This is a genomic window from Chamaesiphon sp. VAR_48_metabat_403 (assembly GCF_031422475.1).
Lineage (GTDB): Bacteria > Cyanobacteriota > Cyanobacteriia > Cyanobacteriales > Chamaesiphonaceae > Chamaesiphon.
This window is the reverse complement of record NZ_JANPLS010000222.1, coordinates 23,457-46,242: the sequence shown is the minus strand read 5'-3', so window position 1 is coordinate 46,242 and position 22,786 is coordinate 23,457. Positions and strand designations below refer to the sequence as shown.

Here is a 22,786-nt window from a genome sequence, read left to right as displayed (position 1 = left end):
TCAAAAGAGGGTTTGAAAGAAAGTGGTTTGAAAAAATATAAAGAATTTGATTTTGAAGGTGCTATCGAAGACTTCGGAAAAGCCTTGGCGGTTGACAATAATGATATGGCAGTCCACTGGAATTTGTCGTGTTTGTATTCGCTATGCGAACAAAAAGAATTGGCTTTTTACCATTTGCAAAGAACCGTGGAGGTAGGTTTCAAAGATTATGAAAAAATAAAAACCCACGATGCTTTGGCTTTCTTGCGCGTACAACCCGAGTTTGAAGAGTTTGCCAGAGCTGGTTTAGCCTGGTTTGACTCATTGCGACCAGTTTCACGATCGACAATTTTGCGAAACTCATCGCCCTCGATTGTTTCTTTATCGATTAAAATCTCTGCCAAAATATCCATCAAACCCCGATGAGATTGGAGGATATCGAGTGCCTGCTGATGACAGTCTTTGACAATTTTACGGACTTCGCGATCGATTTGAGCGGCAATTGTTTCGGAATATTCTTGACGCTCTGTGTCCATTGCCACTAATCCGAGTTCGGACATGCCCATTTGAGCGACCATCCACCGCGCGATTTGGGTTAAGCTTTGGATGTCGCTACTCGCGCCAGAGTCAACTTCATCTTTACCGAAGACAATTTCTTCAGCAGCACGACCGCCAAGTTTGACTGTAATCATTGCCATGAGTTTGGCACGGCTTTCCAATCCATGTTCTTCGTTGGGCGTAGACCAAGTTAGACCGATAGCTCGACCGCGAGGTAAGACTGTCACTTTTTGCAGCGGGTCATGTTCTTTGAGTAGCGTAATCAGCAAGGCATGACCGACTTCGTGATAGGCAGTCATCCGCTTGAATTTACCATCCATTACCACCTTACCCTCCATTCCGGCCATTACTCGATCGATCGCATCATCCACTTCAGCGATAGTAATTGCTTCTTTGTGCCGACGAGCTGTAAAGATTGCCGCTTCGTTTAATAAGTTTGCCAAGTCAGCACCTGTAAACCCAGTCGTGCGGCGCGCAATGGCTTCTAAAGAGAGTTCTGGATCGACTTTTTTATCGCGAATATGAACTTGTAAAATTGCTAACCGCCCTTTGTAGTCGGGAGGATCGACTTGAACTTGCCGATCGAATCGTCCAGGACGTAAGAGGGCGGTATCGAGTACATCGGGGCGGTTGGTCGCCGCGATGATAATTACGCCGTTATTGCCCTCAAATCCGTCCATCTCGGTCAGGAGTTGGTTGAGGGTCTGTTCGCGCTCGTCGTTGCCGCCACCGATGCCTACGCCCCGCTGACGACCCACTGCGTCGATTTCATCGATGAAGATCAGGCAGGGTGCATTTTCTTTGGCTTTTTTGAATAAATCGCGAACGCGGGAAGCACCTACCCCAACGAACATTTCGACGAATTCCGAACCAGAGATACTAAAAAATGGTACGCCAGCTTCGCCTGCGATCGCTTTTGCCATCAAGGTTTTACCCGTTCCTGGCGATCCGACTAGCAGCACGCCTTTAGGAATTTTGGCACCGACGGAGGTAAACCGTTCGGGTTCTTGCAAGAATGTGACAACTTCTTGGAGTTCTTCTTTGGCTTCTTCAATTCCCGCCACATCATCGAACATTACCCCCGTTTTGGCTTGCATTTGGAAGCGCGCGCGAGATTTACCAAAATTCATCGCCTGTCCGCCAGCATTACCCGATCGGCGGATGATTGCCGATAAAATTGTAATTACGAAGACTAATAATAAAACGTTGCCCAACAGTCCGACGATCGCATTTTTATCAGCCGATTTCTGGACGCTAAATTCGACGTTTTTGTTATTGAGTTTGTTATACAGTTCGGCGTTATCGTCTAGCAACACCGCTTCTTTAATCCGCATTTTGCCCGGTGCGGTGGCATCGGCGACGGTGACTTTGGCAATTTTAGTGACCGGATCGAGTTCCAGTTTCGAGACTACACCCCGATCGACTTCCTTAAATAGTTCTCCGTAGGTAAGCGTGTTGGGATCGTTTTTCGCCAAAACTGGCGTACTCCAGGCAACTCCCAAGACGATCGGCAAGCCAGCCGCTAATCGCCACAATGACTTATAAAATCGCTTCGATTTGACCGGGGAACTATTTTCCATATATTTTTTTGTGTCCTTTATACCTGCACCCGACTATGGGTGTTTGTATTTACTTAGTGAATGCGCGAGCGACTTGCCATTGAGACGTGGATATCTTTTAGTGTAGCTTCAGTTTTAGTATTGCCATATTTGCCGAGGGAATTAACATTTTGGAGATTACCTGTGGCGATCGTCAGAGTATGTTAACATGCGATCTCGTTCCCGACCGATCTCCTGGCACAATTTTGACAAATTACAGACTTAAACTTTGGCTAGGGGCGATATTTGTTTGACATCGGTGTTGAGGTTGACAAAGTAAAGTTCGATATTGAGATCTGGATAGCGATCGCGGATTGCCCAATACGCGCGGCTGAGGTATTCTGTATGGGTGGTGAGTTCTAAGGCGGGGTTGTCGGTGAGGCTGGGGTCAATTTTGTACCGATAGGCATCACAGTCTTGATGGTCGAGAATCAACACTTTTTTAATCTGATGGAGTCGGTAAGAGATATCTAACTGATCCCAAAATGCGTCGGCATCATATTGATGGGGCAATCCACTCAGAGCCAATGAAGCCCCCGCCAGAGCCGTAAAATCATACTGTCCGCTCAAATTTTGGAGTGAGAGAAAATATCGTTCTGCTTCCAAAATTCGATAATCGGTACAACTGAGGACTAGAGCTTTAGGGACTTTTTTTTCGGCTCTAGCCGCCGCCGGAGCGATCGTAATAGCTGTAGTCAGCACTCCCACCCCAACCAGATGGCGTAGAAATTGACGACGATCGACCATAGATGATGCTACCCGATCGTGCTGAAGACACCGACAACTATCCCGCATGTTGATTTGCTCTATTTTAGAAAAAGTCACCTCGATTGTCCACTGGTCGTTGAAACGATGAAGCGATCGCTTCGTGCGGGTCGCTGTTGCTAGTGTTGCAGCGATTTAGTTGGTGGTGGACAGTTTTTATGTATATATTCTACCAAAACCTAGCCGCTGCGTGTATTGTATCCAGCAGGGTTATCCGCACCAGTCCAGCACGAGCGGTGACGATTTCGATCGGGCTTGCGGGGATTTGGAGCGAAGACACTATGGTACAATTATTAACATCTCACCTGAAGTTCGAGCGGTTCCGCATCGAGATCGCCTAGTTCGAGATCTCGCAATATTTACTATCTTTAATTCTTCAGTGTCAGTATCGGGCAATATCTAACGCTGGTTCCCTCCGCTTTTGGCGATCGAACTAGACGATTGTGTGCCTTAAATCCTATGTTTTCTCGCGAAATGATGCCCGCATCAACCCCCAAGTTGGACGATCTATTACTTACCGCCAAACTCGACTCATCTCAACTAGAGCGGATTACCGCTGAGCTGAATGCAATTTCGATGGCGATCGCCGCATTGGCTCCGCTCGATCGAGTCGAGCTACGGAAAATCGCCCAAGATTTACAAGTAGCAGCAATTGTCTCAGACTGGATCGATGACTGGCCGTTAGAGCGAGCTGGGTTGCCAGAACAGTATAACATTCAGCAAATTCGCGCATTAGTATTAATCGTCCATCATTTAGCCCAGCAGCATCAACCGTTAGTGCGGCGCAATATCGATGATTGGCAACAGACCATTCAAGCCGATCGCTTACCGTTACAATCTCCTCAATTAGCCGATTATATTGGTAATTTTATTACAATGTATCAAGATCGCAGCGGGGGAGCGGGCAATCTATCCTTTGAAGAACTGGCAGAAACCGCTTTAAACTTGACGCTCGGATTATTATTTTATGGTAGCCCCAATGGACATCAACGACTTTGGGGGGCATTATTACAAAGATCTCAATAAACCGTCGTTGCTTTACTCCCAATTTGAATTAACCCAGATCGATTATTCTTCAGCATCAACATGGAATCCAACCACTTGACGACTCGTACTTATACGGCCCCTACTTGTACTCTGATTGTTTCTAGCAAAGAAGTACGATCGGTTCGCACCCAAGCACAACAACCCCAGCCTGTTGATTTTATTTTGGAGTTGGAGCGATCGGATCTGGGAGAAATCGATCGGGTGACATTGCAGGGGCAACCGAGTCAACTAGATAGTCTTCAACAAACTCTCGATCGATACATCACCGCGCTCGTCGCCAAATTTCCACATCCGATCGCGCAGACTCACACTGAGACACCAGTAGATGCGATCCAGCTCGACGCAGCCGAAGTACCGCCTCAACCATTGCGAGATCCCCGCGTCGATAATGAGTCATCTTCCAGAGCGGGCATTCTCAAGAATTTACCAGGCTTGCGCGATAGCTTCCCGCCATTGCCCCCGCCAATCGCCGCTGATTCCCCATCCGATGGTGATGAAAAACCGAGTATCTCCCGACTGCTGGGTCGCTGGAACAAGCCCCAACAGCGACCGCAATCGGGATCGATCGACTCAACCTCAGCTACTGGCAAGGGCGCACGGGATAATGAATCTACCCCAGCAGGCGAATCCAAAGCCACCAAACCATATCTGACTGGAGTGGGCGAACGATCGCTAGAACATCAACTACATTTAGGCGATCTAGAAACACCAGCGTCCGGCAGCGTGTTGACCCTTTCCGCCATTCAATTATTCGATCTGGCAGCAGTATTAGATGAATACGCCACCGAACACGCTACCACAATCGATCGCCCTAATGTCCTGAGCCGCAATAGTGTTTACAATCGCGGCGATCGTGCCGCAGATATCGCCAGTGTCGAGTCATCCTCGCGGTTGCCAAATCTACCTGGAGTAACCGCACAACCATTAGAACGTCCCGCCTATTATCCCATTCGTGCGCCTCGCAAATCTTCCTCATTTATGTCGGGAATTCCGTGGGCGATCGCGGCAGCAGTAGCGGTCGGTTTGCCATTGTTATTGCTCGATCCCAACTCTAATCCAGTCAAAGATCTCGCCACTAAGCTCAATATTCCCAATTTGGCAGGTACTAAAAAAGCCACTACCGCCAAGACACCTAAAAATCCCGCCACTACAACCGAAATCAGTGCGCCGATTGCTGGTGCGACACCCACCCCGTGGCAAACGCAACCAGTCGAACCGCCGAAAACAACTGTCAAAGCAACAGATTCCACCAAAGTTCCCACCACTTCAGATCCCACTAAAATCGGCATTGCGGGTATTCCCGATGCCATTTTAACTCCTAGTGGGGCGGTATCGCCGACGATCGGCAGCACCACTGGTACGACGACAGTCGCACCCAACCCCCTCACCACCAATAAGCCGACAGCAACCGAGCCGACGGCAACTAAACCTGTCGCCGCAGCAACTACCAAACCCGCGACGACTACCAAACCCGCCGCAACTACTAAACCTGCGACGACAACGATCGGTCAATTGCCGATCGATGCAGATACTTCGGGCAAAGTGTCGATCTCCAAACAACCGATTTCCGTCCCCCCGGCTTTGTCATCCCCAGTTACCACCCCTACGACCCCCATTCCCTTCGATCGAGCGGGGATCGATGCATCTGGTAAGATCGATCCGGCAACTCGATCGCTAGCTGGCAAAAAAGCCGATCCCAAAATCGCTACCTCCTCTGTCACGACAAAACCCAAACCCAAAACTACCAAACCTAGTGTAGCGACATCGCCCAACAGCTCCGAGCCATTTACGCCAGTCCTCAAAAATCCCAACCTGATCGACCCCAATCAAAATAGCCCAGAACCAACCGAAACCAAGCAACCTGCTGCGACAACTACTACGGCACCCAACCAACCGTTACAGTCCAATGCTGGGGGCTTTGGTGGCGATCCGGTAGAGAATGCCTCCCTTCAGGAAACTAAACGTTACTTCCAAAGCAAATGGAAAGCTAGCACCACTCAAGCCAATGCCCTGCAATATGTTCTGCAAGTCAATGGTAAAAATGGGGTCGTCCGCGCTGTCTCTCCTCAAGGTGAAGCTGCTACCACTTATCTCCAACAGACTAAATTTATTAAACCCGGACAAAAATTGCTTTCGCCAGCGGCTGGTGGCGAACAAAAAATTCGGGTACTACTCCAACCCGATGGTAGTGTCGATACTTTTATCGAACCATAGTTTATTCAGTTGACAGTTGACAGGTAAAATTAGCCAAAAAGCAGGGTATGGATAATCATCGATTACCGCTACCCTGCTTTTTAAAGCATAGTTTTGCTGTGTATAGTAGTCAATTCGATCTCAAAATCGATCGATCGATTAATCTTCTAATTTCTGTTTGCGCTTCATCATTTTGTGCGCTCCAAAGCAAACGCCCAAGAACACGAAACCTGCTGCCGAACTTGGCTCTGGCACTTCTGTTGCTGTCGAAGCCGCACCACCAATATTGAGAGCCTCACCGAATTGTGGACTGAGGACATTGCTTTGTAATGACGTAACAGCAGTGGTGTTCCCAGTTAGTAGATCGAGCTGAACCCGGTTGCGATCGGCAGTGTAACCGAATAAGTTACCGTTTTCAAACGTTAAACCAGCAACTTTGTCTTTGCCAGTATTACCGATAACGCGAGTCGAACCATCTAAACCGATCGAGAATAAAATGCTATCAGCATTTCTGGTGGTTGCAAAGAATCTGCCACCATCGGGATTGCTGGCACTTACAGGATTAGGGTTAAATACAATGTCACTAGCGTCACCACCAAGGGTGAAGGCACTAGGAGTTAAGCTACCCAGAGTACTAATTAGTGTAGCGCGACCAGTTGTAGTATTAAGACGGAAGAATCCATTCGTGGTTCCCACTGTACCAGCACTATTAACCCCACCGATTGCATAGAGGTTATTGTTGTTATCGAAGCCTAATCCGTTGAGCGATATCGACTGAGTGCCATCAGAAAAACTTCCAACGGCTACTTGATTTCCAACTGTTGGGGCAGCAGGGGTGCCGTAGGGAAGTCGATATAACTCAGTATAATTAATCCCAAATAGCTCATTTGTCGCACTCAGCGCAATATCAGTTAATTGCAATTCGCTAGTGTAGATGGTTGAATAATTTCCAGCAGCATCAACAGATCCAACTTCAGTAGTTAGCGGTCTGACTGGCCCTGTAGCTGTAGGTCGAAAAGTGCTAACAAAAGATATTGCTTGTGCGGGGGTAGCAGTCAGAGCCAGCATTGCTACTCCACCACTACATACTAAATACTTGACTTTCTGTGTTAGATTTATCATAGTCATTAACTCAGGGGTAGATTAACAGATCCAATTAGCTAGAAAATTAATTAAGTTCTTGCGACGTGTTTTCTGAAATACGTTTTCTTAAATATACGTTTTTAGACTGATTTATTCATGCGAACAAATACGTATTTGTAGAAGCAAATTTATGAAATAACAGTAAATTCACGTATTGCCATTTCAATTAAAGTACGCATTGATGTGATGTCATTGACAATTTATGGGGGATCGCGATCGCATTCTAATTGTGAATTTTCTGAGTATTTGAGCGCGATCGCGAAGAGATTGGCAGATTGCGGGCAGGAGAAGTCCGATCGAGCTAGTTGCCAAGTTACGAATCGGATACAATGGACTAACATCACCATGATTTTGGTAAGATTTAAGCGATCGATAGCAGTATAAATGTATTGACAAACATTTAGCTATCGATACTAATTAAAAATCATTGCTGTTGTATTGATGTTGTGAGGATATTGCCAAAACTATATAGTGCGAAATCCTTACCATCATCAGATCGCTGATATTTTTGCTCATCACAATATTTCCTTCATCGATGATAGACAAACCGATCGAGTTACCAGTAGATGTAGGAATGTCTACACCAGTTCTGCTATTAGTATTAGTCGCCCTAGAAGCAGTTTTATCCGCCGATAATGCGATCGCGCTGGCATCCATTTCGCAGGGCTTAGTTGACGAAAAACTGCGTCCCAAGGCTCTCAATTTGGGCTTGATTTTTGCTTATATTCTGCGGATGCTGCTGATTGTCGCCGCAACGTGGGTGGTGCGCTACTGGCAATTTCAGGTGCTAGGCGCGGCTTATTTACTGTGGCTGGTATTTAATTATTTTACGGCGGGAAAAGACGAGGATGGCGAACAGATCCGTCCGCAGTACGAGTCTTTATGGCAAGTGATTCCAATGATTGCTATTACCGATCTTGCCTTTTCGTTGGATAGCGTCGCTACAGCGATCGCGGTTTCAACAGATACTTGGTTAGTAATTAGCGGTGCGACGATCGGGATTATTTTACTGCGATTTATGGCAGACTTATTCATCCGCTGGTTGCAAGAATATACTCATCTCGAAGATGCTGGGTATGTAGCCGTAGCATTAGTAGGCATTAAGTTGTTAGTACGTGCGGCCTATCCAGATTTGGAAGTTCCCGAAGCACTTACAGTCGGACTAGTCACAATTATTTTCACTTGGGGATTTTCCGAGCGGAAGGCAGCGAAGAACGAGGAACAAGACGTAAGTTAATATAGGTGCTAGGTTTGCTCGACTACCAGAAATCGATCGTGGGTGTGTATGGATAGTAACTGGGAAAATTTCCTAAAAAATCTTGGCTCGTGGGAAGGAACATTTACTCAAGTTTCGACAGAGGGCAAAATCCTTGGTTCTACGCCGTCGATCTTGACGCTGGAAGGGTTGGAAGATAACCAGTTGGTTAGGTTTAGAATTCGCCGTTTTGCCAACAATCTCAGCGAACAACCGACTGTCGATAATGCTCAAGAATATCGTTCCTTAGGCAAACAAGCAGTATTTTTCGATACTGGAGCTTTTTCTAAAGGTTCGTTGCAAGTGGCTCCATTTGCCGAATTCGGTGCAGAGTATGGCTTTGTGTCGGGAGATCGACGATCGCGATTGGTACAATTATTTGACAAACAGGGTTGTTTTGAAAGCCAGACGTTGATTCGAGAAATTCGGAGCGGTACGGATGCGAAATTGCGCCCAGATTTACGGGTAAAGCAGTTAGTCGGTAAGTGGGAAGGTAACGCACAGACGGTATTTGCCGACTGGAAGGAGCCAGAGACTTACAGCACGAATTTAGAAATTAGTGAAGCTGGCGGTTCGTTGGTGCAACAATTATCTTTTGGTGGCAGAACGATCTCCTCAACTGCAAAAATCGATGGCAATCGGCTGTATTTTGACGAAAGCGCAACACCTCGGCAGGTGTTATTATTACCCGATGGGATATCGAGCAATATTCCCCTCCAAATTAGTCACCGCCAGCCATTTTTTGTAGAGGCGGGGTGGTTATTATCAGATAACGAACGTCAGCGATCGATCCGCAGCTACAATGACAAGGGTGAATGGATTAGTTCGACTCATGTTATCGAATATCGAGTAGGATAAAGCGGCGTTGCTGAATTGAGGTATGAAATCCTCGGTAGGGGCAATTCATGAATTGCCCCTACCGAGGATTTCATCAATATCACATTTAGTGAATCACACATAGATTTAGTAACGCCGATAAAGCTTTTTAAATCATCTGACGATCGAGCACGCCCCTAATTCCCTAAATGAATACTTTGAATCAGCTCGAACCGCAACAGCGGCGAAGTTTGCTCGTGTTATTTTTCACGGGCTTATTATTTTGGATAAGTATCGCAATCTTATTACCGACATTACCTGATTATTTAGATACGGTCGGGTTTAAGCAACAACAGGTTGGCTTAATTATCGGGGCATTTGCGATCGGGCTATTAGCAACGCGTCCAATTGTGGGTAAATTAGTCGATGTTAGAGGACGCAAGTTAGTATTACTCGTCGGTACGGTGGTAGCTGCGATCGCACCATTGGGCTATTTGGCATTTACTTCAATGCCATTACTAATGTTAGTCAGGGCATTTCATGGCATTAGTATCGCCGCGTTTACGACGGCTTACAGTGCCTTAGTTGTCGATTTGGCTCCCCCTAAGCAACGCGGCGAAATCATCGGCTTAATGAGCCTGACAAACCCCGTTGGCGTAGCATTAGGCCCCGCGATCGGCGGTTATTTGCAAGTAAAGAGCATGTATGATGCGATCTTCTGGATTGCGATCGGGTGTGGGACAATTTCATTTATCGCCGCTACTCAATTGCGTAATCCCCGGATCGAGCGCGATTTAGAACAAACTGAGCCAGAGCCAAGTATTTCAATCTGGAAAATTTTGACTAACCCAGCTCTGGGAATTCCCGCTTTAGTACTACTGCTCATTGGATTTCCGTTTGGAGCAATTCATACATTTTTACCTTTATATATCAAAACTCTGCACATCGATTTCAATCCTGGCTTATTTTATACGATCGCGGCAATGGCGAGTTTTAGTTCCAGATCGGTAATTGGTACCAGATCCGATCGTTATGGGCGGGGAATCTTTATTGCGGGGAGTCTGTGCTGTTACACGGCTGGGCTGGCTTGTCTGGCGACGGCAAACAGTCAGACGAGTTTTATCTTTGGGGCAATCTTAGAAGGATTGGGGAGCGGTACTTTAATGCCAATGACAGTCGCGCTAGTATCCGATCGATCTTTACCCCAACAGCGGGGACAGGTGTTATCGATTTGTATTACGGGGCTAGATCTGGGGATTGCCATTGCCGCTCCAGTATTCGGGCTAGTGGCGAAAGATTTGGGTTACCCAGGAATTTTTACGATCGGAACGGCGATGGCTGCGAGTGCGATTGTGGTGTTTATAATTTGGGGCAATCGTAGTTTACGCCATTCGATCGGGTTTAGTTTGGGTCGCGATCGCGATGTTTATCGGCGTAGTTAATACCCTCTATTATGAATATACAATCGATCGATGACGAACTGCTCGATTTAGTAGATCTTAACGATCGTGTCATCGGTAATATCTGGCGTTCTGAAGTATTAACTCGACAACTTACTAATGTTCGAGTAGTCAATCTTTTCCTCAAAAATTCAGCAGGAGAACTGTGGATACCCCGCCGTACAGCCCACAAGCGATTATTTCCCCTGTGTCTGGATTTGAGTATGGGTGGATATGTCGCAAGTGGTGAAACCTACGCACAAGCTCTATTCAGGGAAGCCAGTGAAGAACTAAATTTGGACTTAAATGCGATCGAATTTCAACTGCTAGGATCTTTAACACCTCACGCAGATCGAGTTTCATCGTTTATGGAAGTTTATGAGATCGAAACCGATCTCGAACCTGAATATAACCGCGATGATTTTATCGAGGCGATGTGGATAAATCCCCAAGCATTATTAGATTCGATCGAGCGGGGGGAAGCTGTAAAATCGGATCTAGAGCAACTGGTGAAAAGATTTTATGGCGTTGCGGGATTGAGGGATGAAACCCTCAGTAAGGGTAATTCATGAATTACCCCTATCGAGGGTTTTAGCGATCGCATATTCAAAGTGGTGCAAGCTGTGAGTTTATTAAATTCCGGCTAGCTGTACTGTCACTCCGAGAGCTTTTAACTCTGCTAAAGTTCGATCGAATCCTGCTAGATCTCGTTCTTTGTGATGAAATTTTAGTGCTGCACGATAATCGGCAATCGCTCCGGTTTTATCTTGTAAGCGCGTAGCTTTAAATTTTCCGCGCTGGGAGTAGAATTCAGAATAATCGGGACTGAGTTCAACAGCTCGATCGAAGTCTGCTAAAGCACCCCGATTGTCATTGAGTTTTTCGGCTTTAAATGCGGCACGTTCGGCATAAAAATCGGTACGATTTTGCTCGCTAGCAATTGCTAAATTGTAGTCAGCCGCAGCACCTTTAAAATCTTGTAAAAATTCAGATTTAAATTGAGCGCGGAGAATGTATAATGCTCCACGTTCGGTATCGATCGAGATCGCGCGGTTATAGTCTGCTAGGGCAGCTTTTAAATCCTTCACGTACTTGGCTGTGAATTTACCACGGTTAATGTATGGAAAAGCATTTTTTGGGTTAACGGCGATTGCCAAATTATAATCGGCTAAAGCACCCCGATTATCTTTAAGCTGCTCTGCTTTAAATGTCGCTCTTTTAAAATAGGATCCAGTCGATTCTGGATCTAAACTAATCGCCCGACCAAAATCTACTAGGGCACCTTTATTATCTTTAAGTTTAGCTGCTTTAAATTCTGCTCGTCGGGAGTAGAGATAGCTGTCCTTAGGTTGGAGTGCGATCGCCCGATCGTAATCTAATAAAGCGGCAGGGTAGTCCTTTAATTTTTCTGACTTAATATCGGCACGCGCGATATAGCTGGAGGCTTCTGGTTGAATGGCAATCGATCGATCGAGATCTACCAATGCGCCTGCATAGTCTTTTTTATAAGATTTAAACTCAGCGCGATTGTTATATGAAGTGATATTTTTAGGATCGAGGGCAATTGCCTTATCGATGGTTGCGAAGAATCCGGCTTCATCTGTCAGAGCTAATTCCCTTGCTAGCCTCAGATAATCGGCAATAGTAACTGAAGACTTTGCCGCAGACATAAACGACAGATGAGCCACGAAATACAGCTCTAATTCGCCCCGATTCCGATAGATTTTACTAGCGGTAAGTACATCTTTAACCGCACTTTTAGAATCGAGTTTAGAGACTCTGTTAAATAGCGATCTGAGTAAATAAATATCTACCATTTTCGGATTAGCGGCGATCGAGCGATCGAAGCTTGCCTGATTCTTCTGGCTGGCTAAAGCACGACCGCCGCCTTCTATTTCTGCCGATGCATATAATCTTACCATTGATAAGTTACTATCGTTCGGATCTAACTCGATCGCACGATCTAGATCTACTAAGACTTGAGTTTTATTTTCTGCTGCTATGTAAGCGATAAAACCGCGATAAAAATGTGCCTTGGGGTATTTAGCATCGAGCGCGATCGTTCGATCCAAATCTAGAATAGCTCCTTTAAAATTTAGACTATCGAATTTATCGATCGCGCGATCGAAGTAAGCTTTTGCCGTCGTTAATTGAGAATTATCACCGCCTTTATCTCTGAGACTATCGTTGGTTTGATACATTCCCAATGGGATAAATATTAAACCTAACAGACCTGGTTGCTGGCGAGAAATTGCCATCAGCTTTTTGATTTCTGGGGCTGATAAACTTTCCGCAGTCTCTTTTTTATCTAGATAGGCTATGAATTTAATGAAGTAGGGAATGGGAGAATTGGGTGCTAGGGCAATAGCTTTATTTAAATCTTTATTGCCCGATCGATCTCCCGCTATTAATTTAGCATAACCCCGATAGGCATGAGCGCGAACGTGTTTGGCATCTAAGGCAATAATCCGATCGAAATCTGCAATAGCCGCCTGCGGATTAGTCTTCCTGCTTCTAAAATTAGGTTGGCTTAAATCTTCTGGTTCTCCCAATCCCAGCAATGCACCTCGATAGAGATATGCATCGATATACTTATTATCTAAGGCGATCGCGCTATTTAATTCCTGAATCGCTCCTTTAAAATCTCCTGCTTCGTATTTAGTCAATGCTGAATTTAATGCACTTTGAGCCGGATTAGCAGTGGGAGTAACGGCAATCGGCGCGGTTTGGCTATAGCTGGGAGTTGGATTTAGCAAAGCTGTAGTTAAACTACAGGCAAGCACGATTGCAATTGGTAGTTTGAGCATATATCTTTAACTGAATAATATCTAGTTAATTTCAATATGCCCAAATACTCGATCGAAAACTAACTGTAAAAATACAATGACTTTTCGACATTACGACAAGATCCCCGACTTTTTGAAAAAGTCAGGGATCTAAACCCACCAGTATTCTAGTCCGGCTTTCAACTATTAACCGCCAACTGACTAGCGGCTTCTTCTAACTTTGTTTTGGCTGCATACAAACGGTTGAGAGCGTTAATATACGCTTGCGCCGAGGCGACAATAATATCGGTATTCGCTGCATAACCAGAATAAGTATAATCTTGATACTTGAGCCGAATTGTCACCTCTCCGATGGCATCAATACCCGCTGTGACCGATTGTACCGAAAATTCGATTAATTGGTTGGGAACGTCAATAACGCGGTTAATCGCCTTATAGATGGCATCTACGGGGCCAGTCCCGATCGCGGCATCGGTTAATTCTTCGCCGTTGGGCATTCTGATGGTAACAGTTGCGGTGGGTTGAGCGCGATCGCCGCAAGCAACCTGAACGCGATCGAGAATAAAGATTTCGGGAGATTGTTTGATCTCGTCATTAACGATCGCTTCTAAATCGCGATCGGTAATTTCTTTTTTCTTATCAGCGACATCTTTAAAGCGCAGGAAGGCTTTGTTAAGATCGTTTTCGGATAAATCGATCCCCAGTTCTGATAAGCGCGTTCGGAAGGCATTGCGACCGGATAATTTACCCAGTGTAATTAGATTATCAGTCAACCCGATCGATCGGGCATCCATAATCTCGTAGGTGAGTTTATTTTTCAAAACACCATCTTGATGGATTCCCGATTCGTGGGCAAAAGCATTAGCACCAACGATCGCTTTATTGGGTTGAACGATCATTCCAGTTAGACTCGATACTAAGCGGGAAGTTTTGTAAATCTGACGGGTATCGACGTTAGTTAATGACGCAGCCGAATCGACGGGACGACCTAAGAACGGGTTAAAGTACTGACGGCGCACATGCAAAGCCATCACCAGTTCTTCTAATGAGGCATTGCCAGCGCGTTCGCCGATGCCATTAATCGTACATTCTAATTGTCGCGCGCCATTTTTAACTGCTTCTAAAAAGTTAGCAACAGCTAAACCTAAATCGTCGTGTCCGTGGACAGAAATAATCGCCCGATCGATATTTGGAACATGCTCTTTAATCCCTTTAATTAGGGCACCAAATTCGGCTGGAGTTGTATAACCGACGGTATCAGGAATATTCACTGTCGTTGCACCATTGGCGATCGCCCGTTCTAATACTTCATACAAAAATTCTGGTTCGCTGCGTCCGGCATCTTCAGGCGAAAATTCAACATCATTAACGAAAGTTTTGGCATAAGCCACCATTTCACCTGCAATTTGCAAGACTTCTTTGCGAGTCTTTTTGAGTTTATATTCTAGGTGAATATCAGAGGTGGCGATAAATGTATGAATGCGAGGTTTAGCCGCAGGCTTGAGCGCGTCTGCTGCTGCTTTGATATCCTTCTCGCTGGCGCGTGCCAAGCCGCAAATAATCGGCCCCGATGGCGTACCGACGAGATCGGCAATCTGGTGGACTGCTTCAAAATCGCCCCGGCTAGAGTAGGGAAAACCAGCCTCAATTACATCGACACCCAAACGGGCTAATTGTCGAGCAATGGTCAGTTTTTCATCGGCGTTAAGGGTTGCGCCTGGTGATTGTTCGCCATCGCGCAAGGTGGTATCGAAAATAATTACGCGATCTGTTTCTGGCTGCTGAGTCATGATGCTAGATACCTAAAAATAATAATGTCAGGAATTACTAATCGAGCTACTAGATCCCCGACTTCTTTGAATAATTCGGGGATACTTAACGATATTTTTAAGGTGAAAGATTTACTAATGAGAATTTTCTGTCACCTAAATAAGCACTAATAGCTGTAATAAATTAGACTGCATTATTATTTTTGGTTGTTGTCTTGCTAACACTTTAATTGGTTCTCCTATAAAGAATCAACTTTTTCAATTCGATCGCGAATATCATTGAGATCGATATACCGATCGGTTACATTTCGCAGCTCTCTAGCAATCATCCCCTCTGTAGAAATGACGGTGATGTGAGTATTTTTCGATCGCAGTAATTCGATCGCTCGCTCGAAGTCGCCATCACCACTAAACAGTACGACTCGATTATACTGATCTACAGTATTAAACATATCGACCACAATTTCAATATCCAAATTCGCTTTTTGGGAATAGCGACCGGAAGTATCATCATAATACTCCTTGAGAATCTTGGTGCGAACGGTATAACCCAGGCTGATCAGTGCATCGCGAAACCCACGTTGATCTTGGGAGTCCTTGAGTCCAGTATACCAAAAAGCGTTAATAAGCATTAACTCTGGTTCTTTCGTGAAATACTCTAGCACGCGCCGAGGATCGAAAAACCACCCATTTTTTTGTTGGGCATAAAACATATTATTACCGTCCACAAAAATGGAAAGACGGTTGGCGGCAGAAAACATTATAAATAGTACCTATATTATTTTTTATAAAAAGTAAGTCGATTTTCGATTTTCTGGATCGAGCCAAATTTAGATTGACACAATTATCTAGGGTTAGGAATTACCCAACCATAGATCCACAGCTATCGAAAACACGACATTAGGAATAAGTTTAGCTAATTAATTAAAGATATAGATTTTAACTATCTGGCTGTAAATTAGATCGCACTAGGCTAACCACATCGCACAACCATCAATAAATAGAGCAGCGATTGACAAGATCGAAAGTATGAGTTTCAGCCAAATTCGATCGCGAAAGATTGGACAGTTAACATAATAATTTACGAGAATAATGTATATATGGGTTCTATCTTACCAAACTTCGAGTATTTCAGCTAATGTTATTTGAGAGTGCCCAAATTCTGCCATGAATTTACGCGTTTTTTGGTAGTTGCTGGCGATTGACACCACAGCACCAATAACTTTAGCGTACCCACTCTTGCGCCCGAACTCACGTTAAATAATCAAACTTGCTACCCATGACTTACCTGCGACTCAAGTCGCGGCTGATAATGCGAAGTCCGCCTACGCGGACTGAATTTATTAGTCCGCCTACGCGGACTATGCACTCCGAGCAGCGGTTTCTAACCGCTGAGGTTATAGGTAGCAACTCACGTTGAAAAATCGAATGCGCCCCGTTCGGCAGATTTTTACCGAGCGGAGCGCAAATCAAGTAGCTGGAGACAGCACTCAAAATTAAGATCTATAGACAGCCAGCCAACAGCCCAACTAGAACCGTCAGCAAGCGAATCCACTTACATTTCGGCAGCAGCACGCTCGATTAAGCGTCTGGCAAGCGTCTGGGTGCCAGTATGCTCGTAATAATTGGTACTTACATCGAGAAACGCGCCCAAGTAATCGAGCTTATCATCGCTGATTTCTACAAAGTTGCGGAGATTACCAACAACCGTCTCTGGGGTTAACCCGCGCGAGGTCACAAAATCGCTCATCCAACCGCTGACAGAGCCAAAACTCTCGGTAATGAAGCCGAGTTGTCCGCCTGTATCGCCACCAGGAATTTGGTCTTTGATGCCTTTGAAAGTTTGATTACCTTCTAGCTCACCAGTACTCATTCCGCCCATTTTATCCATCACCATGCCAATAAAATCTGGCCCTAATGGAATCAAACCATCGAAGCAAATCAAAGCAGCCATCCGCATCAGCGACTCGCCACCATAATCGCCCAAAGCCGCGAGGAAATCGCCAACGCTATCGCCAGGAATGCCGTTAATCTGACAGAAAGCCACGATTTCTGCTACTAACTTGACGCTGAGGTCGATTGTTTGGGCTGTTTCAGCTTTAGGGGTAATATTGCCCAAAAAGCCGAGCATTGAGAAACTTTCGCCGACTTTATTTGCCATCGCTGCTGCACCGAGCAACCGCGAACCAGAATCTACCGTATTGTAAAGCCACATGGCAGTTTGGTAGCCTTCGCCTTTGTCATTATATAAAGCTACCGCGCGTTCGCCGATCGCTTGTACATAATCTGGGTCGTCGGTACCAGTGACTATTTTAATGGTATTGTCGAAGCCAACGATATTTTGCCATTGCCCAGGAATGACGAAATCTAGGGCATTCAATGACATGACGGTCAATCCCCCGGTGGGCAACTCGTCTACTAATTCAAAAATTGCTTTGCTCACAGATGACTCCTGAAGATAATTACAATATTGCTAAACTACTACTTGAGTTTAGATAGTCCATCGAGATTAAACTTGGATAACCAAGCTTTACGATCGGTAGCGGTAAAGGAAGGATCTCGAGAAGCGACTTTGACTTGATAGCGATTGTTGACTAATACCCCGGTGCTTTTAAGTGGGGCTTCATCTAGCAGCGGATAACTAGCAATTTTGCTGGTACTTTTTTCATATTTTTTTGCTGCCGCAGGTAGACTAATCGTGTCGCTAATTGATAAGACTGCGACATTTTTGCCACCTTTATTTAGCTTGGCTTCAGCAAAACCTTTCTTCTCTTGGGAAAATACGCGGGCAAAACCAGCATCACCTTGCGGGAAAAATTTATTAAAATCGCCACCAGCATCGGCATTTTTAGCAACTGCGGCGGGTGCGCTTCTACCCGAAGTCTCTTTTTGAGTAGCAGCGTATTTAGATGGTTCTTTACTCGCACAAGCTGAGAATAGTAAAGCTACCGATAGGACGATCGGCACTAATGCCTTGCGCCAATTAGAAACAATCATATTTGCTCCAATAGTATAGAGTCGAACAATTATATTGTCACCGATCGGCATTCGGGTTTGTGGTAGGAAAACCGATCTCTATTGTTTAATATTTATAAATTATTATTAAATATATGCTCGGATCTATGACCCTTTTTCAGTCGTTCGGATATCTAAATAGTCACCGATCGTGCAGCGTTCCAGCTTTTTCCGTATAATTCGATCGAGCTACTTTCTAATTCCCGTGCAAAACTATGGATATTTTTCCAGCGATCGATCTGTTAGATGGTAAATGCGTGCGATTATATCAGGGCGATTACGATCGATCGCAGGTATTTAACGACAATCCCACAGATATGGCGCGCGATTGGCTGACACAAGGGGCAAATAAACTACATTTGGTAGATTTAGATGGTGCCAAAGCCGGACAGCCTGTAAATGTTGCCGCGATCGCGAGTATTGTCGAAATGGTCAAAACAACAGCCACCCAACCAGTACAAATTCAGGTTGGGGGCGGACTGCGAACTGAAGCGAGCGTTCGACAGCTATTGACATTGGGAGTCGATCGAATTATTTTAGGAACGGTCGCCGTCGAGCAGCCCGAACTAGTCCGAGAGTTATGTCAACAATACCCAAATCGGATCGCGATCGGGATCGATGCGCGAGCTGGTAAAGTTGCCACTAAAGGCTGGCTGGAAACTTCCGAGGTGTTAGCAATAGATTTGGCGAAACAAATGGCTCAAATGGGTGTCGCTGCAATTATCTACACAGATATCCACCGCGATGGCACGCTCGCGGGACCAAACTTGGCAGCATTAAGGGAACTAGCCAGCGGCATCGAAATCCCCGTCATTGCCTCTGGTGGGGTCAGTTCGCTGCGAGATTTACTCGATTTGTTATCGCTGGGTGGCGTGGGGGTAACTGGCGCGATTGTCGGTCGCGCCCTCTACACTGGAGAAGTCAATCTCACTGAGGCAATTCGCGCTGTCGGCGATGGCCGCTGGCAAGATGTTCCCCCCGATCTGGGCGCGACTAATTTTGCTTAGAATTAGAAATTACCCGATGAAGTAAGACTACCAATTCGGTAACTTGCTGACGGTTGAAGTTCTGGAGGATGCCTTGCGCCGCACCGCGAACATCGACTGGAATCGTAATTTGGGCAACTGCTGGTGCTGTTGGAGTTGGCACGGCAGGAGCAATTGGCGCGACAGGTGCAACAGTCGCAGTTGCCTGTTGAAGAGCCACTGAAACCACGATCTCTCGATCGCGCTCTGCGGCGAGTAAATCGCCCGCTTGCTTCAACTCACGAATGACCAGCGGCGCGACGGCATTGTAAGTATTATTGGGATTGGCGATTGCCTGTGCGGTAGTTCTAATTAAAGCTTGCCAGTTGCCAGCATCTGGGCGGATACTTGACAATGACTGCGCGATACCGACCAATTGTTGGCGATTGGCAGGGCTGTCGCCTTGCTTGAATAAGCCCAACATTTGCTGAAGTGTCGTCGTTACGGTCGCGACGATATTAATCGGCGGTGCCATTACTGCGGTACCACCACCAAGAGTCGCTGCAACAGCGGATTCTCTATTCGCAGTATCATGAGTATTGATATTGAGCATCTCTTCGAGATATTCTTCCAACGCTACAAAATTTGCAGCGGAGCCAGACAAGACACTAGCAACTACTTCTGGACGCATACTCAAAGTTGGCGAATTTGCCAATTCTTCTACTAATGCTTTGAGTGCGTCATAGCCTCCCAAAAAAAGCGTTTCCAATTTTTGGTCGATCGGGACGGGATGATCGCGTAAAATCTTGAAGCACTCTTCTAATTTGTGTGCGGTTGCTTGAATGCCTTCAAACCCTAGCATCGCTGCACCACCCTTAATCGAGTGGGCGGCGCGGAACATTTCATTTACGCGTTCTGCGTCGGAGATCACTTCCGCGAGATCTAGTAAACCTTGTTCTACGGTCACTAGATGTTCTTGCGCTTCTTCAATAAAGTAGTGAATAATCTGCTGCTTGTTATCGTCCATTTTCCTGTTCCTAAACAGATATTTTTATATCTAGATTTTAGCCAAAACTAACATCAACTATTTAAAATTTAATTGAGTGCTAATTTAGCCTAAGTTTGGTTGAGTTTCGATCGCGTTCGCGTAGCGTCTCTGGAAGAGAATCGTCACGGTGGCATCGTCCGCAGTGGCGGAGGCTCTCGATTCGAGAAACATTCGCAGCCAGCCGTGTGAGATGTTTTAATCGGACATTATAGTTTTAAAACTTATCTGAGGTAGACGCAATTATGAATAATGATTTACTACAGCTCAAATAGACGTAACTATCCCAGTCTTATCTTACCCACAATCTTCGACAGAGGTATCAATTTGTAAATTTATTGCTACCAATAACGATCTCCGATCGAGTCGGTTGTGAAGATCGTTGAGATATCTTCACTGCTGAAGATCGATCGATGCATATTTTTTAGAGCCATAAATATAGGGTTAGATGTCGTCACTGGTGGTGCGACGCTTCGATTGCTTTCGCTACAGACGAGGTTAATTTCAACGGCAAGTTGCGCGTTGACATCACTACTCCGATCGAGAAACACACTCAGGATAAAATTATCATTCCCACAAATCCTCAAAAACGATCGATTGTGTCATGAAGATCTCACCAGCACCGATCGAATCTCCACTACAAAGGCTCCACCAACGGGAAGGTCTAAAGTATAATGCAATAAACACAACTCAAAGCTCGACACCTTTGTTTACTCATCCCGCACGGGCTACTCACCTGCCGCGCTCCTGACATGAACTTTGCTCTTCAATACCCCATTTTCGGCCCAGAGATTCAGTGTCCCCATTGTCGGCAAACTATTTCGGCTCTGACGCTCACAGATACTTATTTATGCTCTCGACATGGGGCTTTTGAAGCCGATCCAAATACGGGCGAATTGGTTCATCTGCAATCGAGCCGACACTGGTGCCTGTGGGAGGGCGAATGGTACCGCCAGCATACTCATCCCGATGGGATTCGATTTGAGATTCACGATGCGCTCGATCGACTCTACACTCAAGGCTACCGCGCTACTAAAGTAATTATTGCCGAGCGTTACCGCGATTTAATCGGCGGCTATCTCGTCGGCGACAATGCCAGCAAGGAAAATCGTCATCATCCCTGGAATACTAATAATACCGAACAACCGACAATCCCCCGCCTATTCGGTCTACCTGTCGAGTTTAGCTCCGTATCTAACGATCGACCCTGTTGGAAGGTAATTAATTTCGATCTCGAAAAAGAACCTGGTATTCCCATTCAATATCCTTATTTTCGGATGTCTCCTTAATTAGGTGTTAGGTATTAGGCTTTAGGTTTTAGGGTAGATCTTAAAGTTAGGCTTTAGGCTTTAGAGTAGATCTTAATAGGTAGCCAACATGGGTAACACGATACCCAATACCTAATACCTAATACCTAAAGCCTAAAGCCTTCCATGCATCACGTTTCCATCCGCACGGCAGATATCCATCGATCGATTGCCTTTTATGAGTGTTTGGGATTTACAATTAGCGAACGATTTACGACTGGCTACACGCTGGCTTGTTGGATGGAAGGACTCAGCGGACGCATCGAACTGATCCAAATTCCCGAACCTAAGCCAGCTCCCGATGCTTTTAACGACGAGCATTATGTCGGCTATTATCATCTTTCCTTCGATCTCACAGAACTGACTCCAGATTTAACTAGCTGGCTGGCAGATTTTAGCACCCGTTTACAGTCGATCGAGCTGTCAGCACCAACAATTTTACTCGCTCCCAGCCAACAAATTATTGGCGCGCAAGTCTATGAAGTGGCTTTCCTTGCCGATCCTGACTGCCTACCGCTAGAATTAATCCGCCGCAGTACCGCGCCTGCTGCTGCCCCTTTGTAAACAAATATTAAGATATGCCGTCAAAACTCTTTACCAGCTTGACAGTCAATTTTTAACCAATTAGAGTAGATACATACCCGGGTAAAGCAGCAGTTGAGAATCGTATGGAAGACAAGCAAAAGGTCACTTTGTACCTGCCGCAACAACTACATCGTCAGTTGAAGATTCGATCGGCTGTAGATGCTGATTCAATGTCCAACATCGTGGAAAAAGCTGTGGAATTCTATCTCAGTCACTCAGATGTGGTTGATGGGGTTGAATTACACGGTTCGACGTACCAAGTTTACAACTGTCCCGAATGCGAGCATCCAGCCGTAATTAGGAATGGTGAAATGGTAGCCCTCGGTCAAGAACCAGGACTGCTAAACGAAGAGCGATCGACCCGGACGGAAAAAGTAGAAGTCTCTCCTCTGGCTCAAACGCAACCGGATCTGGCGATCGTTGTTTAAATAGCGATGAAATCTAGATAAATCGAGACTTCTTTAACTACTGTGATGGTAGTGGAATGAGGGCAGTGTAGTCACCATCTTTACGAGGATAGA

21 protein-coding genes and 1 pseudogene are annotated in these 22,786 nt (G+C 45.6%); 12 read left to right on the top strand and 10 right to left on the bottom strand.

Annotation, left to right across the window (positions count from 1 at the left end):
• Positions 1-105: 105 nt before the first annotated feature.
• A pseudogene (locus RMO79_RS24530) lies at positions 106-213 on the top strand (hypothetical protein); the annotation flags it as partial.
• On the opposite strand, the gene ftsH reads toward RMO79_RS24530, so the two are convergent.
• Positions 207-2,117 (bottom strand): ATP-dependent zinc metalloprotease FtsH, encoded by a 1,911-nt coding sequence (gene ftsH, locus RMO79_RS10530; protein ID WP_310483103.1) that lies wholly within the window; start codon positions 2,115-2,117, stop codon positions 207-209. The pseudogene RMO79_RS24530 and the gene ftsH sit on opposite strands and share 7 nt — an antisense overlap.
• Before the next feature lie 240 nt (positions 2,118-2,357).
• Positions 2,358-2,960, bottom strand: coding sequence for a carbonic anhydrase (locus RMO79_RS10525; RefSeq protein ID WP_310483102.1), 603 nt, complete (start codon positions 2,958-2,960; stop codon positions 2,358-2,360).
• 98 nt (positions 2,961-3,058) lie between these two features.
• On the opposite strand from RMO79_RS10525, the gene RMO79_RS10520 reads away from it, so the two are divergent.
• The 3 genes from RMO79_RS10520 (at position 3,059) to RMO79_RS10510 (ending at position 6,161) form a co-directional block, all read left to right on the top strand.
• Positions 3,059-3,241 (top strand): hypothetical protein, encoded by a 183-nt coding sequence (locus RMO79_RS10520; protein ID WP_310483101.1) that lies wholly within the window; start codon positions 3,059-3,061, stop codon positions 3,239-3,241.
• Positions 3,242-3,359: 118 nt separating this feature from the next.
• Positions 3,360-3,926, top strand: coding sequence for a DUF3038 domain-containing protein (locus tag RMO79_RS10515; protein WP_310483100.1), 567 nt, complete (start codon positions 3,360-3,362; stop codon positions 3,924-3,926).
• Between the two features lie 60 nt (positions 3,927-3,986).
• The gene (locus tag RMO79_RS10510) at positions 3,987-6,161 is read left to right on the top strand and encodes a DUF4335 domain-containing protein (protein ID WP_310483099.1); all 2,175 of its coding nucleotides are present in this window, start codon (positions 3,987-3,989) and stop codon (positions 6,159-6,161) included.
• Positions 6,162-6,299: 138 nt separating this feature from the next.
• On the opposite strand, the gene RMO79_RS10505 is transcribed toward RMO79_RS10510, so the two are convergent.
• Positions 6,300-7,262, bottom strand: a complete 963-nt coding sequence (locus RMO79_RS10505) for a hypothetical protein (RefSeq protein WP_310483098.1) — start codon at positions 7,260-7,262, stop codon at positions 6,300-6,302.
• Positions 7,263-7,818: 556 nt separating this feature from the next.
• Between RMO79_RS10505 and RMO79_RS10500 the strand changes: the two genes are divergently transcribed.
• The 4 genes from RMO79_RS10500 to RMO79_RS10485 all read left to right on the top strand — a co-directional run bounded on the left by RMO79_RS10500 (position 7,819) and on the right by RMO79_RS10485 (position 11,365).
• The gene (locus tag RMO79_RS10500) at positions 7,819-8,520 is read left to right on the top strand and encodes a DUF475 domain-containing protein (protein WP_310483097.1); all 702 of its coding nucleotides are present in this window, start codon (positions 7,819-7,821) and stop codon (positions 8,518-8,520) included.
• A 48-nt stretch (positions 8,521-8,568) separates the two neighbouring features.
• The gene (locus RMO79_RS10495) at positions 8,569-9,396 is read left to right on the top strand and encodes a DUF3598 family protein (protein WP_310483096.1); all 828 of its coding nucleotides are present in this window, start codon (positions 8,569-8,571) and stop codon (positions 9,394-9,396) included.
• 167 nt (positions 9,397-9,563) lie between these two features.
• On the top strand, positions 9,564-10,796 hold the full coding sequence (locus RMO79_RS10490; protein WP_310483095.1) for an MFS transporter: 1,233 nt from the start codon (positions 9,564-9,566) through the stop codon (positions 10,794-10,796).
• An 11-nt stretch (positions 10,797-10,807) separates the two neighbouring features.
• Entirely contained in the window at positions 10,808-11,365 is a 558-nt protein-coding gene (locus tag RMO79_RS10485) for an NUDIX domain-containing protein (RefSeq protein ID WP_310483094.1), read from the top strand.
• Between the two features lie 60 nt (positions 11,366-11,425).
• On the opposite strand, the gene RMO79_RS10480 is transcribed toward RMO79_RS10485, so the two are convergent.
• From RMO79_RS10480 to RMO79_RS10460, 5 genes are all read right to left on the bottom strand, one after another.
• Positions 11,426-13,600, bottom strand: coding sequence for a tetratricopeptide repeat protein (locus RMO79_RS10480; protein ID WP_310483093.1), 2,175 nt, complete (start codon positions 13,598-13,600; stop codon positions 11,426-11,428).
• Between the two features lie 158 nt (positions 13,601-13,758).
• Positions 13,759-15,369, bottom strand: a complete 1,611-nt coding sequence (locus tag RMO79_RS10475) for a 2-isopropylmalate synthase (RefSeq protein ID WP_310483092.1) — start codon at positions 15,367-15,369, stop codon at positions 13,759-13,761.
• Between the two features lie 218 nt (positions 15,370-15,587).
• Positions 15,588-16,109, bottom strand: coding sequence for an NYN domain-containing protein (locus tag RMO79_RS10470; protein WP_295614688.1), 522 nt, complete (start codon positions 16,107-16,109; stop codon positions 15,588-15,590).
• A gap of 794 nt (positions 16,110-16,903) precedes the next feature.
• Entirely contained in the window at positions 16,904-17,791 is an 888-nt protein-coding gene (locus RMO79_RS10465) for a hypothetical protein (protein WP_310483091.1), read from the bottom strand.
• Positions 17,792-17,829: 38 nt separating this feature from the next.
• Entirely contained in the window at positions 17,830-18,345 is a 516-nt protein-coding gene (locus RMO79_RS10460) for a hypothetical protein (RefSeq protein ID WP_310483090.1), read from the bottom strand.
• Positions 18,346-18,578: 233 nt separating this feature from the next.
• Between RMO79_RS10460 and hisA the strand changes: the two genes are divergently transcribed.
• Positions 18,579-19,370, top strand: a complete 792-nt coding sequence (gene hisA / locus RMO79_RS10455) for a 1-(5-phosphoribosyl)-5-[(5-phosphoribosylamino)methylideneamino]imidazole-4-carboxamide isomerase (protein ID WP_310483088.1) — start codon at positions 18,579-18,581, stop codon at positions 19,368-19,370.
• Here hisA and RMO79_RS10450 read toward each other — a convergent pair.
• Together RMO79_RS10450 and RMO79_RS10445 are read right to left on the bottom strand one after the other, a co-directional pair.
• On the bottom strand, positions 19,357-20,355 hold the full coding sequence (locus RMO79_RS10450; protein ID WP_310483087.1) for an Hpt domain-containing protein: 999 nt from the start codon (positions 20,353-20,355) through the stop codon (positions 19,357-19,359). The genes hisA and RMO79_RS10450 overlap by 14 nt on opposite strands.
• A 359-nt stretch (positions 20,356-20,714) precedes the next feature.
• Positions 20,715-20,960 (bottom strand): hypothetical protein, encoded by a 246-nt coding sequence (locus RMO79_RS10445; RefSeq protein WP_310483086.1) that lies wholly within the window; start codon positions 20,958-20,960, stop codon positions 20,715-20,717.
• Between the two features lie 165 nt (positions 20,961-21,125).
• Between RMO79_RS10445 and RMO79_RS10440 the strand changes: the two genes are divergently transcribed.
• The 3 genes from RMO79_RS10440 to RMO79_RS10430 all read left to right on the top strand — a co-directional run bounded on the left by RMO79_RS10440 (position 21,126) and on the right by RMO79_RS10430 (position 22,693).
• On the top strand, positions 21,126-21,662 hold the full coding sequence (locus tag RMO79_RS10440) for a TIGR02652 family protein (RefSeq protein WP_310483085.1): 537 nt from the start codon (positions 21,126-21,128) through the stop codon (positions 21,660-21,662).
• A 144-nt stretch (positions 21,663-21,806) separates the two neighbouring features.
• Positions 21,807-22,244, top strand: coding sequence for a VOC family protein (locus tag RMO79_RS10435; protein ID WP_310483084.1), 438 nt, complete (start codon positions 21,807-21,809; stop codon positions 22,242-22,244).
• 104 nt (positions 22,245-22,348) lie between these two features.
• Positions 22,349-22,693 carry a hypothetical protein gene (locus tag RMO79_RS10430; RefSeq protein ID WP_310483083.1) on the top strand — a complete coding sequence of 115 codons (345 nt, stop codon included), beginning with the start codon at positions 22,349-22,351 and terminating at the stop codon, positions 22,691-22,693.
• Positions 22,694-22,786 lie beyond the last annotated feature (93 nt).

Excerpts from the sequence above, each read along its gene's own strand:
- ftsH (WP_310483103.1), bottom strand. The coding sequence starts at position 2,117 with ATGGAAAATAGTTCCCCGGTCAAATCGAAGCGATTTTATAAGTCATTG.
- RMO79_RS10520 (WP_310483101.1), top strand. The coding sequence starts at position 3,059 with ATGTATATATTCTACCAAAACCTAGCCGCTGCGTGTATTGTATCCAGC.
- RMO79_RS10515 (WP_310483100.1), top strand. The coding sequence starts at position 3,360 with ATGTTTTCTCGCGAAATGATGCCCGCATCAACCCCCAAGTTGGACGAT.
- RMO79_RS10510 (WP_310483099.1), top strand. The coding sequence starts at position 3,987 with ATGGAATCCAACCACTTGACGACTCGTACTTATACGGCCCCTACTTGT.
- RMO79_RS10505 (WP_310483098.1), bottom strand. The coding sequence starts at position 7,262 with ATGATAAATCTAACACAGAAAGTCAAGTATTTAGTATGTAGTGGTGGA.
- RMO79_RS10500 (WP_310483097.1), top strand. The coding sequence starts at position 7,819 with ATGATAGACAAACCGATCGAGTTACCAGTAGATGTAGGAATGTCTACA.
- RMO79_RS10495 (WP_310483096.1), top strand. The coding sequence starts at position 8,569 with ATGGATAGTAACTGGGAAAATTTCCTAAAAAATCTTGGCTCGTGGGAA.
- RMO79_RS10490 (WP_310483095.1), top strand. The coding sequence starts at position 9,564 with ATGAATACTTTGAATCAGCTCGAACCGCAACAGCGGCGAAGTTTGCTC.
- RMO79_RS10485 (WP_310483094.1), top strand. The coding sequence starts at position 10,808 with ATGAATATACAATCGATCGATGACGAACTGCTCGATTTAGTAGATCTT.
- RMO79_RS10480 (WP_310483093.1), bottom strand. The coding sequence starts at position 13,600 with ATGCTCAAACTACCAATTGCAATCGTGCTTGCCTGTAGTTTAACTACA.
- RMO79_RS10475 (WP_310483092.1), bottom strand. The coding sequence starts at position 15,369 with ATGACTCAGCAGCCAGAAACAGATCGCGTAATTATTTTCGATACCACC.
- RMO79_RS10470 (WP_295614688.1), bottom strand. The coding sequence starts at position 16,109 with ATGTTTTCTGCCGCCAACCGTCTTTCCATTTTTGTGGACGGTAATAAT.
- RMO79_RS10460 (WP_310483090.1), bottom strand. The coding sequence starts at position 18,345 with ATGATTGTTTCTAATTGGCGCAAGGCATTAGTGCCGATCGTCCTATCG.
- hisA (WP_310483088.1), top strand. The coding sequence starts at position 18,579 with ATGGATATTTTTCCAGCGATCGATCTGTTAGATGGTAAATGCGTGCGA.
- RMO79_RS10450 (WP_310483087.1), bottom strand. The coding sequence starts at position 20,355 with ATGGACGATAACAAGCAGCAGATTATTCACTACTTTATTGAAGAAGCG.
- RMO79_RS10440 (WP_310483085.1), top strand. The coding sequence starts at position 21,126 with ATGAACTTTGCTCTTCAATACCCCATTTTCGGCCCAGAGATTCAGTGT.
- RMO79_RS10435 (WP_310483084.1), top strand. The coding sequence starts at position 21,807 with ATGCATCACGTTTCCATCCGCACGGCAGATATCCATCGATCGATTGCC.
- RMO79_RS10430 (WP_310483083.1), top strand. The coding sequence starts at position 22,349 with ATGGAAGACAAGCAAAAGGTCACTTTGTACCTGCCGCAACAACTACAT.